This is a genomic window from Paraburkholderia aromaticivorans (assembly GCF_002278075.1).
GTDB lineage: Bacteria > Pseudomonadota > Gammaproteobacteria > Burkholderiales > Burkholderiaceae > Paraburkholderia > Paraburkholderia aromaticivorans.
In genome coordinates, this window is sequence record NZ_CP022990.1 from 1,997,520 (window position 1) to 2,015,109 (window position 17,590).

The following is a 17,590-nucleotide window of genomic DNA, read 5'->3' on the forward strand; positions in this document are numbered from 1 at the left end:
ATTGCTCGCAATCGCGAGTCGCCAATCGCCAGCCGCAGCGCCCAGTACAAACGCTCAGCCCGACGCCCGCTCCGCGCTCACCCGCCTGCGGGCGTTTTAACGAACTCGGCCTGAATGCGCACATGAATGTCGTCGCCGACGGCGGGATACCACGTTGCCAAACCGAATCTGGCGCGGCTGAAATGTCCCTCGGCGGAAAAACCGAGCGTGTCTTTTTTCGTAAGCGGATCCGGGGCAAAACCGTTGAAGGTGACGTCGAGCGTGACCGGTTGCGTGATGTCGCGAATCGTCAGATCGCCGGTCAACGTGCCGCGAGACTCGCCGGTCCGCTCAAACCGCGTGCTGGCGAAGCGGATCTGCGGATAGCGCTCCACGTCGAGCATGCTGTTGCCCTTCACCATTTTGTCCAGCAGTGGCACGTTCGTATCGATGCTCGCGGCGTCGATCGTGACCGACGTCGTGCTCTTGTCCAGACCGCCTTCGTTCCAGTCGAGCTCCCCCTTCTTGCGATCGAAGCGCGCCGTAAAGCGTGAATACTTGAAGTGATCGATGTCGAAGGTGATGCTGCAATGATCCGGATCGATTTCATAGCGGCCGGGTGGCACGCGCGCTTCGTTCTGGCTGACCGAATGCGTGAGCACTTGCACGGGCGTGCAGGCCGTCGCCGTTAGCAGCGTTGCGCTGAGCAAGGCGCGCACGAACGTGGCGCGGAGAGTCAGAGTACTCATGAAGTTCGTTCCCATTGATCGATCGTGCTCAAGATAGCAGTTCGCGCCCGCGGCCCGCAAAACCAAAAAAACTTGACGATGTAGAATGATCGTTCTACCCTTCGTCCATGGCTACCGAATCTCACACTGAAGCAGTCCTGCCCGGCAGCGCGCGCGAGCGGCTACTAGACGCGGCTGAAGCGTTGATCTACGCCGGCGGCATTCACGCGACCGGCGTGGACGCGATCGTCAAGCAGTCCGGCACCGCGCGCAAAAGTTTTTATACACATTTCGAATCGAAAGACGCGCTCGTGGCGGCCGCGCTCGACCGGCGCGACGAACGTTGGATGAACTGGTTTATCACCGGCACGCAAGGGCACGGCAAGACGGCGCGCAAACGTCTGTTGGGCATGTTCGAGGTGCTGCGCGAATGGTTTGCATCGGAAGGTTTTCACGGTTGCGCGTTTCTGAATGCGTCCGGTGAGATCGCCTCAGCGGACGATCCGATCCGGATCGTCGCGCGCCACCACAAGGAACGCCTGCTGGCGTTCGTGCGAACCGAATGCGACGAATTCGCGGCGGCCTCGGGCATGGACGCCCGCCGCGCCGCGCGCCTGTCGCGTCAATGGTTGATCCTGCTCGACGGCGCGATCGCCGTCGCACTGGTAAGCGGCGAGCCCGATGCGGCGCTCGACGCGCAAGCTGCAGCCCAAGTCCTGCTCGACGCGCAGTGTGCGAGCGAGGCAGGCACGGCGCCAAGCAAACGACCGCCATCCCGGCGAACCGCAACCTGACTGAGGAACCATCATGGCCGAACCGATCGAAACCCGCCCGCCGCTGCCGCCCTTCACGCGCGAAACCGCGATCCAGAAAGTGCGCGGCGCGGAAGACGGCTGGAATACCCGCGATCCCGAGCGCGTGTCGCTCGTCTACACGCAGGACAGCGTATGGCGCAACCGTGCCGAGTTCACGCATGGTCGCGCGGAGATTGTCGCGCTATTGCGCCGCAAATGGGCGAGGGAACTCGACTACCGTTTAATCAAGGAACTGTGGGCGTTCACCGATAACCGCATTGCCGTACGCTTTGCCTACGAATGGCACGACGATTCGAACAACTGGTTCCGCTCCTACGGCAATGAGAACTGGGAGTTCAACGAGCATGGACTGATGGCGCGCCGTCATGCCAGCATCAACGATATGCCGATCCGCGAAGCCGACCGCCTTTTCCATTGGCCGCTTGGCCGCCGCCCCGACGATCATCCGGGTCTGTCCGATCTCGGTCTTTGATCCGCACGGCGAACGCCTGATGCGCGTTCACCGCTTCGACACAGGTTCTCCGCTATGGTTGCGTCTGCGCTGACGGGCACGTCTTGTGCCCGGGCGCCCGAGCGTGTCCTCAACATCGCGCTGAAGGGTTGAGGTACAGTGCGCGACGGACGGCAAGCAACCCTACCAGAACACGGATGGCGCCGGCGCTCGACCGGTGGCGGAGAGGACATGCATTTTCGGCAGATCAACAAGAATATCCGACGCGCAGCGGTTGCGTTTGTGGCGAGTCTCGCGGCGGCGTCCGCCGCTCATGCGGGCAATTGGTGCGATGGTGGTATATGGGTCGACGCCATGCTGGGTTCGTATCACATCAACCCTGACCCGAACACCCATTTCGAGCAGTTCAATCCGGGGCTCGGCGTCGAATGCTGGCTCAATAACCAATGGGCGCTGACCGCCGGCGGCTTTCGCAATTCGCTGCGCCGGCCTTCTTATTACGGCGGCGGTGTGTGGGCGCCGGAGTTCGCGCATTGGGGCATCGTGCGGATCGCGGCGATCGGCGGAATCATCTCGGGCTATAACTATGGCAACTGGGGTTTGGGCTCCCATCATACGATCGGTCCGGTGGTCGCGCCGATCGTCATGGTCGAATACAAGCGCGTAGGCGCGAACTTCATTGTGATTCCGCCGATCCCGTCGGACGATCTGCCGTTCACGATCGGGTTTCAGTTGAAGGTCAAGTTCTGACACGGATCGTCACCTTGAGAAATAAGGAGCGACCGCGCCTTTGGGCAATCCGGAAGGTCGCCCAACAAATCACGCCGGAATAAGCCTTCGTCAATCTGGCAAAGGTGAGACGTTCCAGGAGGTCGCCTGCAGGAAGGCGAGAAATACCAGCAGATGAGTCTGCCACGACACGGGCGGAACCGGTCTGACAGTCGATGCTTCAGACGGCCACGATGATCGCGGTGCGCCATATCCGCGTACTACAAGGTGGAAACCGTCATTGCTACGATCAGCCGCAGGGTTCTCGTATTCCGCGAGATAGCCCCTTTTGGTATTCCACCTTTTGGAGCATCAATCATGCGCGTCTCCGGTTCAAGCCCGAATTGCGTCCCCTGTCGCTGCGGCGACCTTCCGAACGATGACCAGGACGCGGCCGACGCCCCATCCAATTCAGACGCTCCTCGAGACAGCAGCACGCACCCCGGTACCCAGCCCGCGAGCGCAAATGCTGCAGTCGGCAATGCCTGCCGCTTCTTGCCGGAAAAGCCACGCAACTCAGCCAACCATCCGCAGCCACCCTCGAAAGGTCCAAGCGGGCTTCGCAGCCCGCGGCCGGACCGTCGCGCTGGCGACGTTCCTCGAGCGGACCTCATGACGAAACACCGCATGAATCGCCATGCTCGCCAGCACGCGTCCGCTTTTCACGACGCGAAGACATGGTTCACCGGCAGCAAGCCGTCAATTGGAAGAAGCGAGGCCAGAACCGACTACCGCGCGGGGCGTGCCGCGCCTGCCGCACTTAGTCTCGCGGCCCCAGCCGACGACGGCGCCCCGCGGGTCAAACGCGGCCCGGTTCTCAGCAAATGCATCAGGGACCTTGGCGGCGACGCGTTGAAGGAAGGCAGCGTCGCCTCCGAAGGCTTTGCGCAGGGCGAATATAAAGAAAGCCGTGATCAGGTGAGCGGCGGCCTGTGTGACGGCATCGTTCGGGAAGCCATCCGCCGGCTCGATCGCGGCGTGAGCGATCAGCCGACGACATCCGGACCGCCCGATGAGCGTGCGTCGACGCTACTCTCAGCGGTGCGAAATATGCGTGCGGACACCCGTAACGCCATCACGCGAAGGGAGATGTTCGGCCGCATCACGAACTTCCAGACCGGTGGCTCCAAACTTGGCCTAAGCCGCTATGCGCCGCAGCCACCGATTACGTTCGCCGGCATTACAGACCGCAATCAACGCATCGATCTTTTTTATCGCCAAACACAGCGTTTGCTGCGCCATCCCAACGACATCGCGTACGTCCAGTTGAGTCTGGAGTCGCCTACGGGTAGAGAGGACTATGGGCACGCAATTCTCATCCAGAGAGAAGCGGGCAACCGCTATACGATTTTCGATCCCAACAATGGAGCATTCAGATATACAAACTGGGGTAATACCGAGCAAGCATTGAACCGCTACATGGCAAGCGCCTTCAGGACGCGCTCCTCTTCCGGCGAGTCGAAACCTGAATATCAAGTCACGCCGTTCAAATTGCAGGTGTACTCGACGACACCGTCTGAAAGTCGAACGCCGACGCCAGTCCTCGGCTCGCGACCGGGCTCCGCCGGTAAGGGGCCGCCCATACCCGAATGTGAAACCTTGATCTACCAGCGGCATGCTGCGTCGTCCAATGCCGTATCGCTCGACACGCCGTTTCCGGGCGGCGCGACGCTTTCCGGCCTGCGCAGCCCGGACGAAAGCCTGGCAACCTCTGCGTTACGGGCCGTCGCCGACGGGAGAGCACACTCGCTCGGCGTTTTCATCGGAAGCTTGCGCAGCTTGCGGAACGATCCAGATGCACGTCGGCGGTTCATCAACAGTTTGAATTACATTCACGAGCATATCCAGTCGGCCTCCACCGCCGTTCTGGCGAACTACATCCGGCACAGCGGCATGCACGACGTCAGGACAGCAGACGACCTCCTGGGCGAACTGAGAACACACTTTGCCGAAGCGTACAACAGCGACAGCGGACCCGTGGGTCTGCGCAACGACTTCGCGGTTATCGATCTCTCGTTAGGCGTTGAAGCGGCGGGAACGTCCAGACGAGAACCTAGCCGGCCGGTCGTCGTGCAGCGGCTCAACCACAGTCCGGATGTCGCGCGCGATCACTATGAGCTTTACGATCCTAACTTCGGTGCCTATACGTATAACAACTTTGAGGATTTGTCGGCTGCAATACGCGGCGTTTATGACGGGGGATATCGCGCCGAAGGCGGAGTCATTGGCGCTACGACTACATGGTTCGCCCGAGAAGCCGATTCCGCGGCTTCCGGGGTGCGCAGAGCAGACATCAGTCTGGACGACGCAGAACGAAGGGCCTGGTCGGCGCCGGCCGCTCAGCTCGTCACGCCGCGTGTGGACCTGCCAACCGCACCGCCGGACAGTCGTCCTGATATCCAGACTTATGTGGACCAGCACATCGAAGTCAAACGCTCAATCGGTTCGACATTGGCCGCCGATCCTTGGGTGCTGTTTCGCCCATCGACGGACAAACCGATCGAAGTCGTGAAGAGAGGCGGGTTCGATGCGGCAGCTACACCGCTGCGCGACGTCAATCTGTCCCTGCACAATTTCGACATCGCCTCCCACGAAGGGGAAACCGACAGTGGCGGCTACCTCGGGACGTTCGAAATATCGGCGGTTGCCATCGACCGCCAGCGCCATCAATCGGAGGATGGGTATATCTATGCTATTGCGCCGTCCCCTAACATGGTGAATGTAAACGCGAGTCTCGGCGCGCACTCTCTCGGCGCGGAAAACCATGAATTCGCCGCTATGGGTCACATCGACAACACGCAGATACTCGGTTGGTGGAAGACGAATGAACTGAAAAAAGGGCACTTATGGCACTTTTACGAAAATCCAGCCTTCCGCTGGGACGTGTACAGGCGGATGTGGACCGCGGGAGCGCAACCTCAGCTCGCCCGATTTCCGGTCGATAGCGCCGCCTGGCATGAACCCGAATACAAGCGGTTTTCGGCCCCCACGCAAGAGCCTAATCTGGCGCAGGCCCAGTTCTATTTGAACGCCCGCTTGCAAGTCTATCAGTTGGCGGCCCGCCAATCAGCCGGGAAAGACTATCGGGGGCCGATGACCTTGCAGGCGTATGGCGGCAACTATCCGTACATACTGTATGCCGACGCAGGGAAATACGTTTGGGTCTACAACAAGAACTACGCCTCCAATAGAGCTAACAGTACTACGCAATTCGTCATGGGCGAGGACGGTCGTTTCCACTTTGCGAACGACTACAAAAAAGTCCTGCGTGTAGAAAGTGATGATTCTCTCTCGGTCGGCACGATCCCTGCGGATCCGCGGAACCTGAACGGCGTTTTTCGCGTTGCCGGCACCAATCCCTTCCATCTCGTTCATGAAGAGAACCTGAAATACCTGACCGTAGGCCGCAGCTGGGCTACGCCGTTTCTGACCGACTACGATGCCGGCAACAGGTCGAGCTGGAAGCTGACGGATCCACGCGGCGCTAAGGTCACTCCGCCTGCAGAAAATAAAAACTCCTACCGGCGAAGCACGCTCGGCACAGCGGAGCAGTTGTACACGTTCAATCAAAACCCGGAATCCCTGTTGCCGCCCGGTACGACGCATTTCATTACGAAACAGCCGTTTGATACTTTCAACGGTTTCAACTTTCTCGACTATCTACATCTCGCGCGTTCAACCGGCAAACTTGCTATGACAATCACGTCGCTGAAGTCGGAAAATGCCGCGAGGCTCTTCCGGGATGGTTTCTACGAAGTTCCGAACGGCGAGAGTCGGCTCGAGGTGCGAACGCTGGGCGGCAAGCCGGTATGGCGCGTGACGATTCACCCAGGGACGGGTCAAGAGGCGTATGAGTATCTCGGTCCAATCGCGAGCGATTTCAGAATCGGTGACGATGTTTGGAACGACCTCCGGTTCCGGGAAGACGCACGCCTGGATTTGAAAACCAAGCTCCCGCTGTAGTCACGACACCCGGCGATGCTAACGAAACGTCGTTGCAATCGGCTTCGTTGGGTGTCGCCAACGGTGAAGCTTTCCAGGAGCCATTCGAATCCGCTCAAAGGTGAGTCGTTCCAGGAGCAAAAAAGCACCTCAACAATCTGCAAACCCGCACTAAGGTGAGGAGTTCCAGGAGATCGCGCCGAAAGGTGAGTGATTCCAGGAAGTGAGCAACCGGTGCACCGAATCCGCACCTGTGAGAGAAGGTGAGGATTTCCAGGGAGTTGCATTCATGGCTGCCGGCGCCAGGCAGGCGTCGGCGGCGGCTGGCCACAAGGCTGCGAACCGCTAGGTGAGAAGATTCGGGAACGATCGAGGTGAGAATATGACTACCTGTGCGCGCACTTCAAACCTGAAGGTGAGGGAATTCGGGATCGCAACTCCGAGCCTTCGCCAGCCTCGGTATCCGGGAATATTGACATTGGTTTCCTGGAAAACTAATGTGCCGTCAATGCTCCTGAATATGGCATGACCCCATGCAAAGTCCTCGTCACAAAACCAGCGCCCGCAAGCTGGCTCGAAAACAACCCACGCGGCGAATCGAAAGAAATCTGTTAGCAGTCTTGAAGCGCATGTCGGTTACTGGCCGCCTCGTGGCAGGAGACTGTGCGCAGCGCTCCGACGAAGGCACGATCGATGTCGGCTCGGTGGTGCGCGCGCTCGGTCAGGCCAGCGTCGAATCGTATTTCACCGATTACCGCCGCGGCGAGCATACGTACTATGCGCCCGGCGGCGAGACGCACGCGCTCGCATTGCCGCTCCCGGACATCGCGATTGCGAATGCCTTCGACGCCGACGCGGTCAACCAGGCCGTGCGCGGCGCGCAAAGCGGCGGGGTCAACTATGCGGAGTTCGTGAGCCGGACCATAGCTGCTGGATGCATTGGCTTAGTCTGGATCGCGGGACGCCAGCTGCAGTATTTTGGCCGGCGCGGCGAAGTTCACGTGGAGCGCTTTCCCCAATGACGCCCGACGCTTTCGCGAGGGACATCCAGGCGGCACTGGCTCCGCACGCCGACGCAGAGCGCGCGCTCGCGATGCGTGCGTACATGCGCCACCAGTTCGAGTTCATCGGCGTGCCGACGCCGCAGCGCCGGCAAGCGGTATTGCCGGTTTTCAAGCGGCTGCAGGTTGAGAACGCCGATCTTCTGCTGGCGTGCGCCCATGTTTTGTGGACCATGCCGGCGCGCGAATACCAGTATGTCGCGATGGATCTGCTGGCGCGTAAATGGAAGACGCTGGCGATCAACGACATCGCGTCTCTGCTGACTATCGCGCAACGGGCTTCGTGGTGGGATTCGGTCGATCCGCTCGCGGGCGTGATCGGCGACGTGCTGAAAGCGGCACGAGTCGACGCACCGCAGGCCCAAGCCGCGATGGACGCCGCGCTTCATCACGAATCGCTATGGGTGCGGCGGATTGCGATGATTCATCAACTGGGCTGGCGCGAGCATACCGACGAAGATCGTCTGTTCGACTACGCGCGTTCGCTGGCCGCGGAGAGCGACTTCTTTATCCGCAAAGCAATCGGCTGGGCTTTGCGCGATTATGCGTGGCACGCACCCGACGTGGTGAGCGGCTTTCTGTCCGCCTCGCGGGATCTGATGTCGCCGCTCACTCTGCGCGAAGCGTCCAAACATCTTCCGCCGATTCGCTGATGCATTGAACGTGCAAGCGCAACGCCTGTTTCACCGACGGCACCGCGTGCGACGCGAGATGCAGCGCGACGACTTACCCAGCGAACACCCGCCTCATTCGGCAATCCCCCCGGTGCCGAATGAAGCTTTAGCCCGGCCGCTCAGGTTGTCGCAAGGGTGACAAGACCCGAAAAAAAGACACACGTTAACGGCGCATTGCCCGAAAACTTGAGACATAAATTTAACGCATCAAAAGCGATTCAAAAGTCTGTAGTCATCGCTTAGTAACATGCGTGCGCAATACTCCGCAGCGCTGCAAGTCAGACCATATTTCGCATAAAACGCGCCGCTCCCATCGAGGGCTGACGCGAAGGCCAGACCCCGGGGGGTTCACATGACTATTCGTCATCGCATCACGCTATTGGTTGTTCTGATGTTCGTCGCCTTGTCGGTGATCGGCGGCTACGCTGTCTACCAGACGCGCGGCAGCGCGGCCGAGGTGCGCAAGGTGACGGAAGGCGTGGTGCCCAGCGCGCTCGCTTCCGCCGACCTCGTCTCACAAGTCAAAGACGTGCAGCTTGCCACGATGACGCTGGTCTATGCGCCCGATGCCAATATGGTCGCCCAGGCGCAGGACGAGCTGAGGAAGAAGCGAGCCTCGCTGCAACAGGCGCTTGCGTTGCAGGCCAGAGACGCCGCGAGCCACGCCCAGAAGGGCCTCGTTTCGCAGGCCAACGACAGTCTCGAGAACTATTTCTCCGCGATCGCCGAGACGGCCAAAATGAAGGCCGACGGCAAGAATGAACTCGCCCAGGCCTATCTGTTCGCCAACGTCGCGCAGTATCGCGACGAGCTCGAAGGCATCGTCGAGACCTTGCGCGTGGAGAAGAATCGCGAGAAAGACGAGGCGATTACCGCGCTGAACGCCACCCTCGCCACGACGACCACGGCAATCGCCGTCGTCACGGGTATCGCGATCATTCTGCTCACCTCGATCGGCTCGCTGCTCTACCGCCAAATCACCCGCCCGCTCAGCCGGATGCAGGCCATGATGAGCGAGATCGCCTCCAGCCAGGACTTTACGCGGCGCGTGCCGGTGGGGCGGCTGGACGAGATCGGGCATTCGATCGTTGCTTTCAACGGCATGATCGAGAAGATTCAGGAAAGCTCGGCGCAACTCAAGCAAAAAACCGCGGACATTCAGGCGATGTTGCAGAACATGCAGCAGGGCATTCTGACAGTGCTCGACGGCGCCGTGATTCACGCGGAGTACTCGGCCTATCTGGAAGACATCTTCGAAACGAAAGATATTGCCGGGCGCGGTTTGATGGATCTCGTGTTTGCGGGTACCGACCTGGGTTCGGACGCGCTTGCACAAGTCGATGCGGCTGCGCATGCGTGTCTCGGCGAAGACTGCATCAACTTTGCGTTCAATCAGCATCTGCTGGTCGGCGAGATTGCCAAACGCATGGCCGACGGCCGCGTGAAGATTCTCGACCTGAGCTGGTCGGCGATTACCGATGAAAACGACGTGATCGTGCGCCTGATGCTCTGCGTGCGCGACGTCACCGAGTTGCGCAAACTCGCGGCGGAGGCCAGCGAACAGCGGCGCCGCCTCGATATGATCGGCGAAATTCTCGCGGTTAGCGAAGAGAAGTTTCACCACTTCATCGAGAGCTCGGCCGGTTTTATCAGTGAGAACGAGCGGATCATTCGCAAGCATTCGGCGGCGGATCACGCCGCGATTGCCGAGTTGTTCCGCAACATGCACACCATCAAGGGCAATGCGCGCACGTACAACCTGCAGCATCTGACCAACGTCGTGCACGAAACCGAGCAGAGCTATCACGAACTGCGCCAACCGGATGCGGGCCGCTCGTGGGATCAAGAGCATCTAATGCGCGAACTGACGCGCGTGCGCGAGGCCATCGAGAGCTACGCGAAGATCAACGAGCAGAGCCTGGGCCGCAAGGGCAAAGGCCACGCTAACCAGGTCGCCAACTCGGCTCACTACGTGATGGTCGCGAAGGAGCATATCCAGCACACGCTGAGCATGCTGGAGCAGACCAACGCGGGCGAACTGCACGAACTTCAGTCCATGCGCGATGCACTGCGCCGCACGCTGCGCGCACTGGGCAGCCAGAGCGTGCGCGATGCGCTATCCGGCGTGCTGGACTCTGTGCCTTCGCTGGCGAGCGAGTTGGGCAAGCCCGCGCCGAGCGTGCGTATCGACGACAACGGCTACCGTTTGCGTGGCGACGCGGGCGGCACGCTGAACAACGTGTTCATGCATCTGCTACGCAATTCGATGGACCACGGCATTGAAGCCGCCGAGGCACGCAGCGCGCACGGCAAGACGCCTGCCGGCACGATTCAGATCGAAGTGGGCGTGGACAGCGGCGCGCTGCAGATCATGCTCAGCGACGACGGTCGCGGCCTCGCGCTCGAACGCATTCGCGGCATCGCGATGGAACGCGGCTGGATTGGCCGCGACGACACGCTGAGCGACGAAGCGATCGCCGATTTCATTTTCCGGCCGGGCTTCTCGACTGCGGAAACGGTGACGGAATTGTCCGGACGCGGCGTCGGCATGGACGCCGTGCGCGATTTCCTCGAGCGCGCCAACGGCAGCATCGAGCTGCGCTTTACCGACGATCGGAAGGGCGCCGCGTTCCGTCAGTTCCAGACCATCGTCAGCCTGCCGGATAGCGTCGCGGTCGACACGCTCGGCATGGAAGCGCGTGGCGAAGCCGGCGCATTGCAACTCGACGCGATGGCGGACTGAGCGCCGCATCGGCGCATCTCGCGAAGGCATTCGAAGGAACGGTCGTGATTCAACAGTATGTATTGGCGGCGGCAGCAGGCAGCGCGGTGACCGCGCTGCTGGCATTTGCCGCGCACAAGTTGCACAGCGCGAAGCTGGGCGCACGGCTGCGCGCCGAAGCGCAAGCGCGGCTCGACGCCCTCGAAGTCCGGCAGGCCGGACATGGCGCAGCGCTTCGCGAGCGCGAGCAGGCGGCGCAGGACCTGCACTCGCTCACCACGCAGCTACGCGAGGAACTCGCGCTCCAGTCAGCCGGCGCCGACGAACTGCGCGCCGCGCTGAAAGCGGCCACCGAGGAGAGAGAGCAGTTAGCGCATCGAGCCCGGCAGATCGCCGGTGAGGCCGAGCGTCTGAAGCGTCTGGGCGCGACGTTCGAGCGTTGGCACGAACAGATGATTTCGCTGATGACGCAAAACCACGACATGCACGCGAAGAATCAGGAACTGTCGTCGATTGTGCGGCATGTGGTGATCGTGTCGCTGAACGCGTCGATCGAAGCCGCGCGGGCGGGGCCGGCCGGGCGCGGCTTCGCGGTGGTGGCGAGCGAAGTGCGCGCCCTCGCCGCGCGTTCGGAAGAGTTGTCGAAGAGCTATCGCGACAGCCTGCACCGCAACGACCTGACCACGACCTCCACGTTTCAGGACATTCAGGCGGGCGGCAAGATGATTGCGGCGTCGCTTGCCAGCGTCGAGTCGCTGGCCAATCAGTTTCATTCGAAGCTGCACGAGGTGGCGGTGTGATTTCGGCCCACGCCAGGGACAGCTTCGAGCGCATTTTCCGCAAGGCCGCTCAGGCGCGTCTGCCGTTGAACGCCGGCGATCTGTGCGAGATCGCGCCGTTGACCGAGGCCCGCGCCGGTGTCCCCGGCTCCAAAGACACGCAAGTGGTCGTGCTGACCATCTCGTCGATCGTATTCAGACTGCTGCTGATTCTTCATTTCGACGAAGACGAGCACACGCGTGCTTACTACCTGAAAGACGCCGCCGACGAACGACCCTTTCAGGAAGTCTTTCTGGAAATCTGCAACCTGTGTTGCGGGGCGATCAATCAGGAGTTGTTGCGCTACTTTCCGGACCTCGGCATGTCGACGCCCTATGTGCTGAACGCGCGTTGCCTGCCGCATCTGCATGAATTGAAGCCGGGTCTGCTGTCGTCGTATACGGTCACGCTGAACGGCAGCGTGCGGCTTGCCGCGACGGTGTGCGTGTGCGCGCATGCGCCGATCGACTTCATCGCCGACACTAGCGCGCTCGAAGAAACCGGCGGCGAGCTGGAGTTGTTTTGATTGAGCGAGGAATAGCCGTTGTGAGCGGGAACGCGACATGAACATGCACAAACCGGTCAGCAAGGTACTGGTGCTGGACGATTGCCCGGCTCACAAAGAGGCGCTGAAGCGCTTTTGCGACGAGAACAATCTGGTCGGCGTGAAAGTCGGCAAAAACCGCTTGCAGTCGGTTCTGCGCTCGAATATCGATCTGGGTGCGGTGTTGTTTGCCGAGCGCTATGGCGGTTCGCTGGAAGCCAGCGCCGAGATCGCGATCAGGATCAACGCGGTGCGTCCCGAGTTGCCGATCATCATGCGCCGGGACAACGAGCCTGGCCTGGACGGCTTGCCGGAGAGCTTGCGACGCGTGGTCTGCGCGGCGTACGTCGCGCACGATATGGCGCCGCTGCGCCAGGTGATCGACGAGTACATCTTCAGCCTGGATTATCCGAACGCACTCGTGCGCGGTATCGCCGACATGACCCAGGCCATTCTCGGCGACGTGTTCAAGGACCTGACCATCACGTGCGACACGCCGCATATCGTGCGCGACCGCATCATCTTCGGCGAGGTGTTCAGCCTGATTCCGCTGGAAAGCGCGTGGTGCCGCGGCTACATGATGATGCAAGCGGAAGAAACGCCGATTCTCGACCTGCTCGATCGTTACCGGATGATCGACAGCGCGCGACACGCCGAAGCGGATTTCCGCGACCTGAATGGCGTGCTCGGCGAAGTGACGAACCTGATCTGGGGTTCCTTCAGGAACCGCTATGTCGGCGATGCGGATGCCTGGGCGCGCAGTCAGGTGCAGGTGCCGCTGCTGGTGAATCACAAGCACAAGTACATCTCGTTCGGCAGCGGCAATCCGCAACTGTGCTTCACGTACTGGTTGAAGGACCCGCAGTCGAGCCGGGCGGTCAAGTTGCATCAACGTTTTGTGTTCAGCCTGAGCTGGTCGCCGGAGGACTTCAAGGAAGTCGCGGACGATGTCGGCGCAATGGTCGAGGCAGGCGAACTGGATCTGTTCTGAGTGGGGTCATAGGAAAAAACATGTCGAAAATTCTGGTGGTGGATGATTCGAGCACGGTGCGCGACGAAGTGGCCGGCTTTCTGAAGAAGAACGGTCTGGATGTCGACACGGCGGTGGACGGCAAGGACGGCCTCGCCAAGCTGAAGGCCAGCCCCGGCATCAAGCTGGTGATCAGCGACGTCAACATGCCGAATATGGACGGCCTGACGATGGTCGAGAAGATTCGCGGCGAACTCGCGAACAAGACCGTCAACGTCATCATGCTGACGACCGAAAGCAGTCCGGCGATGAAGGAGCGCGGCAAGGCGGCCGGCGTCAAAGGATGGATCGTCAAGCCGTTCAAGGGTGACGCGGTGCTGGAAACGTTCCGCAAACTGGCGAGCTAGACGCTGCTGCGCGCTCGTCGCGCGCAAAGGTGAGGATTTTCGGGAGCCGCGTGCGGGCGCGCCTGTGAGTCCGTTCCGCGGTCGCTGCGACGCTCGAAACACGCTGAATACGCGAACAAACCGGTCGGCGCGGCGGTCGCGGCCGTGCTTGCGAATGCGCTCGCTGGTGCAAAGGTGAGAATATTCGGGACCCTCCGCGCATCCACATGACGGCGGTTGGAAAGCCCGGTTGATTGAGGCGTGCACGACCCGTGCGCGCTTTCTCCGCTCGCAAACCCAGCATTGAAACGGTGAGCGGCAACATCGATCGGCACTCACCAGGCCGCTGCTTTCAGCGCAATGGTGTCGACGGCCGGCACATATCGATCACAACGCCCACCCCACGAGCGAATCGCGCCTCTCATAGCGGGCCACGCGCGCGCGCGGCCGCTTACCTGGGTATGCAGATTACTCCACTGGATTTAAAGGTGAGGGTTTGCGGGAGTGGCCTGTTCTGGTGCACCCGTGCCACGCCCAGCATGCCGTTGCGGCCTGCCCCCAAGTGCGAAAGGTGAGCGTTTTCGGGAGCGATTCAACGCGCACCTCGCGCCAGCGCCTCGCCGCTCCTTGCCAAAGGTGAGTCTTTTCGGGAGCTGACGGGCAACCCGTACGGTGCGCCAGACGTGGCATGTCATATCACGTTTGGTGTTGAAAGAGTTGGGAAGAAATTGGCAACCTTGGGGGCTGTTCCGCGTTTTGAGAACACGCGCGTGCAGGGATGATGGCGACGCGGACGACAGCGGGCGCGGAGTGACCATATCCGCACGCCGGGTGCCTGTCTCTGAAAAACGATCGTCTCCTGGAATCAGTTGGATGAGTCAGCATATTCTTTTCGTGGGCGCCGATGCGGGCTTGACTGCCGTGGTGGGCGAATCATTGCGCGGGCAGGGCTGCGGCGCGTCCGCACGGCCGCCTGGCGCCGGGCTCAAGCACGTGGTCGAGATGGAGCGGCCTTCGCTGGTGGTCCTCGACATCTCGGCGCCGCACGGCGACGGTCTCGCCGTCTTGCGCGATTTGCGCATGAGCGGCAACGACGTGCCCGTGATTCTGCTCTCGGCGAGCAGCAAAGCGATCGATCGCGTGATCGGCCTCGAACTCGGCGCCGACGATTTCATGAGCAAGCCCGCCGACCCGGCCGAGCTGCTCGCCCGCATTCGCGTGTTGCTGCGCCGGCACGGTACGCTCGCGCCGGGCGCGCCGGAGACGCGGCCGCCGTATCGCTTCGGCCGTTGCGAACTGAACTTCTCCGCTCGCGAATTGCGGCGCGACAACGAGCACTTCGCGTTGCGCAGTTCCGAGTTCGCGTTGCTGAAGATCTTCGTCAATCACGCGATGACCGTGCTCACGCGCGTGCAACTCAACGAGAAGCTGCGTGGCAATAGCGTGTTGCATCAAGGACGCAGCCTCGACGTGTCGATCTGGCGGCTGCGTCGTCTGATCGAAATCGATCCTTCCGAGCCGCGCTATGTGCAAACAGTGTGGGGACGCGGCTATGTGTTCGTGCCGCACGGAGAACTCGGCGCGGCCGAGCGCGGCGCGATGATCGCGCCCGGCGTGTAGATCCGCGGAGCGTTACCCAAAAGGTGAGAGTTTTCGGGAGCGCTGGAGACGCGCCGACGTTGCTCTGTACTTTGCTCTGTACTTGCTCCGTTTTTTGCTCTGTCTCTCGCTCGTCACGCCGGCTTCGCGATCTCGCGAATGTCGGCGACCGGCGTTTGGCCGAATGCATCGCTCAAAGCGTAATCGAGCAACTGGGTGGCGCATTGTTCAGGCGTCGACAGTTGCCCGTTGCGCTTGAGGTCCTCGAACTTCTCGCGCATGGGGAACTGCTCGACGCCGCTGCCGCGAATCTCCGCCTGCATATTCGTATCGATCACGCCCGGCGCCAGACTGCAGATGCGCAGCGCGCGGTTGGCGTCGAGTGCGACCGCGCGCGCGTGATGATCGAGCGCGGCCTTCGTCGCGCAGTAGATGCTCCAGCCGGGATACGCATTGCGCGCCGCGCCGCTCGAAATGTGCACGATGCGCCGGTCGGTCGCGTCGACGGCGGCTGCGGCGAGCGCGCTCGCCAGCATCAGCGGCGTGGCGACATTGAGGCTCACGGCGGTCGCGATGGATGCCGCGTCTTGTCCTTCAATGGGGCCGATGGGTTGCACCATCCCCGCGTTGTTGATCAGCAGAACCGTTTGCGCGCCAGTGGCGAATCCACGCAGCGCATCGCTTGCAATCCATTGCGCGACGCGTGCGGTGTCGGCCAGTTCCAGCTCGATTTCTTCGAGCAGCGCCGGAAAGCGCGCTTTGAGCACGGCGTGACGCGAGCGGGACAAACCCAGCACTGCGATACCGCGCGCCAGCAGTTGTTCGGCGAGCGCCGCGCCCAGACCGCGCGTGTGGCCGGTGACGATCGCGCGAATTGGAGAAGAGGTGGTCATGTCGGTCCCTGGAGTCGTTGGCTTTGGAAAGGCCGCTATTTTCTCACGCAAGGTTTTCCCGCGCTGAGCGCTGACGGTCGGACAGGTTGCCAGGGCTTCAGGTCGAGCGGAAGCGATCCCGATACTGCATGGGCGTTGCGCCGATCCGTTTGGTGAAGACAATGCGCATGCGGTCCGCCGTGCCGAAGCCGCAGTCGTACGCGATCGCCTTGAGCGCCGCGCCGCTGCTCTCGAGCAGCTTGCGCGCGGCATCCACCCGGGCGCGCTCGACGAATTCATGCGGCGTTACGCCCGTCTCCTGCACGAACACCCGCGCGAAGTTGCGCGCGCTCATACCGGCGACGTCGGCCAGTTGCTTCACTGTGAAGCTCTCGCGAATCCGTTCCATGACGTGCGCCTGGACTTTGGCGACCGGCGACGTCTCGTCGGCCGGCGCCGTCAGGTAGGGGCTGAATTGCGACTGGCCGCCTTGCCGCTGCGCGAACACCACGAGGCGTTTGGCGACCGCCAGCGCGATGTGTGGCCCGTGATCCTCGGTGACCAGCGCGAGCGATAGATCGATGCCGGCCGTGACGCCCGCCGACGTGACGAGCGGTCCGTCGCGCAGATAGATACGGTCGAAATCGACGCGCGCATTGGGGAATTGCGCGGCCAGTTGCACCGCATGCTGCCAGTGCGTGGTGACGTTGCGGCCATCGAGCAAGCCCGCGTGGCCGAGCGCGAATGCGCCGGTGCAGATGGAACCGTAACGGCCGCACTGCGTGGCGACGTCTGCGAGCCACTCCAGCACGCGCGCATCGGGCGCGCGATCGGGCAGCGCGGGGCCGCCCGCGACCAGCGCCAGATCGAACGGGCGACGCGCTTCGCTGAAGATGGCGTCGGCGACCAGCGTCATGCCGTTGGACGCCCGCAATGGTGCGGCTTCCGCGCTGAGCAACTTCACCTCATAGCGATCGTTGGGCGAGATGAACCGGTTGGCTTCGGAAAACACGTCGACCGGACCGGCGACGTCGAGCGCCTGCACTCCGGGAAAGATGGCGATCGCAACGGTGGGCATCGAAAACTTCCTTTGACGATGGGCGGACTGCGCCTGTCGCGGCAGTCAACGCGGTGCGTTTGGCAGTGTTCAACGGTCCGCGACGATTGTTTGCGGCGGCGCGTTGACCAATACTGGACTTCACCGGACGCGTTGCTTGCATCACTGAAAGAAGCGCCGCGGACCAGCATACCAAACGCGCT

15 protein-coding genes are annotated in these 17,590 nt (G+C 61.7%); 12 read left to right on the top strand and 3 right to left on the bottom strand.

Annotation, left to right across the window (positions count from 1 at the left end; genetic code table 11):
- Positions 1 to 77: 77 nt before the first annotated feature.
- Positions 78 to 728 (bottom strand): YceI family protein, encoded by a 651-nt coding sequence (locus CJU94_RS28660; protein WP_095422838.1) that lies wholly within the window; start codon positions 726 to 728, stop codon positions 78 to 80.
- Between the two features lie 107 nt (positions 729 to 835).
- Here CJU94_RS28660 and CJU94_RS28665 point away from each other — a divergent pair, with 107 nt between their 5' ends.
- From CJU94_RS28665 to CJU94_RS28720, 12 genes are all read left to right on the top strand, one after another.
- Positions 836 to 1,501, top strand: coding sequence for a TetR/AcrR family transcriptional regulator (locus tag CJU94_RS28665; RefSeq protein ID WP_095421976.1), 666 nt, complete (start codon positions 836 to 838; stop codon positions 1,499 to 1,501).
- Positions 1,502 to 1,514: 13 nt separating this feature from the next.
- A complete protein-coding gene (locus tag CJU94_RS28670; protein WP_095421977.1) occupies positions 1,515 to 1,994 on the top strand; it encodes a nuclear transport factor 2 family protein in 480 nt (159 codons plus the stop codon).
- A gap of 210 nt (positions 1,995 to 2,204) precedes the next feature.
- Positions 2,205 to 2,723, top strand: a complete 519-nt coding sequence (locus tag CJU94_RS28675; RefSeq protein ID WP_095421978.1) for a hypothetical protein — start codon at positions 2,205 to 2,207, stop codon at positions 2,721 to 2,723.
- 630 nt (positions 2,724 to 3,353) lie between these two features.
- On the top strand, positions 3,354 to 6,704 hold the full coding sequence (locus CJU94_RS28680) for an enterotoxin A family protein (RefSeq protein ID WP_157763816.1): 3,351 nt from the start codon (positions 3,354 to 3,356) through the stop codon (positions 6,702 to 6,704).
- Between the two features lie 608 nt (positions 6,705 to 7,312).
- A complete protein-coding gene (locus CJU94_RS28685) occupies positions 7,313 to 7,705 on the top strand; it encodes a DUF1398 domain-containing protein (RefSeq protein WP_095421980.1) in 393 nt (130 codons plus the stop codon).
- Positions 7,702 to 8,397 carry a DNA alkylation repair protein gene (locus CJU94_RS28690; RefSeq protein WP_095421981.1) on the top strand — a complete coding sequence of 232 codons (696 nt, stop codon included), beginning with the start codon at positions 7,702 to 7,704 and terminating at the stop codon, positions 8,395 to 8,397. The genes CJU94_RS28685 and CJU94_RS28690 overlap by 4 nt, the downstream gene beginning before the upstream one ends.
- 373 nt (positions 8,398 to 8,770) lie before the next feature.
- Positions 8,771 to 11,161, top strand: a complete 2,391-nt coding sequence (locus CJU94_RS28695; protein ID WP_095421982.1) for a HAMP domain-containing protein — start codon at positions 8,771 to 8,773, stop codon at positions 11,159 to 11,161.
- 44 nt (positions 11,162 to 11,205) lie between these two features.
- Positions 11,206 to 11,940 (top strand): methyl-accepting chemotaxis protein, encoded by a 735-nt coding sequence (locus tag CJU94_RS28700; RefSeq protein WP_095421983.1) that lies wholly within the window; start codon positions 11,206 to 11,208, stop codon positions 11,938 to 11,940.
- Positions 11,937 to 12,485 carry a hypothetical protein gene (locus tag CJU94_RS28705; protein WP_095421984.1) on the top strand — a complete coding sequence of 183 codons (549 nt, stop codon included), beginning with the start codon at positions 11,937 to 11,939 and terminating at the stop codon, positions 12,483 to 12,485. Before CJU94_RS28700 ends, CJU94_RS28705 begins: the two co-directional genes overlap by 4 nt.
- Positions 12,486 to 12,522: 37 nt before the next feature.
- Positions 12,523 to 13,494: a chemotaxis protein CheX gene (locus CJU94_RS28710; RefSeq protein WP_095421985.1), complete on the top strand. Its 972-nt coding sequence runs from the start codon at positions 12,523 to 12,525 to the stop codon at positions 13,492 to 13,494.
- 20 nt (positions 13,495 to 13,514) lie between these two features.
- Positions 13,515 to 13,880: a response regulator gene (locus tag CJU94_RS28715; protein WP_007178665.1), complete on the top strand. Its 366-nt coding sequence runs from the start codon at positions 13,515 to 13,517 to the stop codon at positions 13,878 to 13,880.
- A gap of 852 nt (positions 13,881 to 14,732) precedes the next feature.
- Positions 14,733 to 15,479 (top strand): winged helix-turn-helix domain-containing protein, encoded by a 747-nt coding sequence (locus CJU94_RS28720; RefSeq protein WP_095421986.1) that lies wholly within the window; start codon positions 14,733 to 14,735, stop codon positions 15,477 to 15,479.
- Between the two features lie 113 nt (positions 15,480 to 15,592).
- On the opposite strand, the gene CJU94_RS28725 is transcribed toward CJU94_RS28720, so the two are convergent.
- Positions 15,593 to 16,351, bottom strand: a complete 759-nt coding sequence (locus tag CJU94_RS28725; protein WP_095421987.1) for an SDR family oxidoreductase — start codon at positions 16,349 to 16,351, stop codon at positions 15,593 to 15,595.
- Positions 16,352 to 16,448: 97 nt separating this feature from the next.
- On the bottom strand, positions 16,449 to 17,408 hold the full coding sequence (locus CJU94_RS28730; RefSeq protein WP_095421988.1) for a GlxA family transcriptional regulator: 960 nt from the start codon (positions 17,406 to 17,408) through the stop codon (positions 16,449 to 16,451).
- Positions 17,409 to 17,590: the final 182 nt, after the last annotated feature.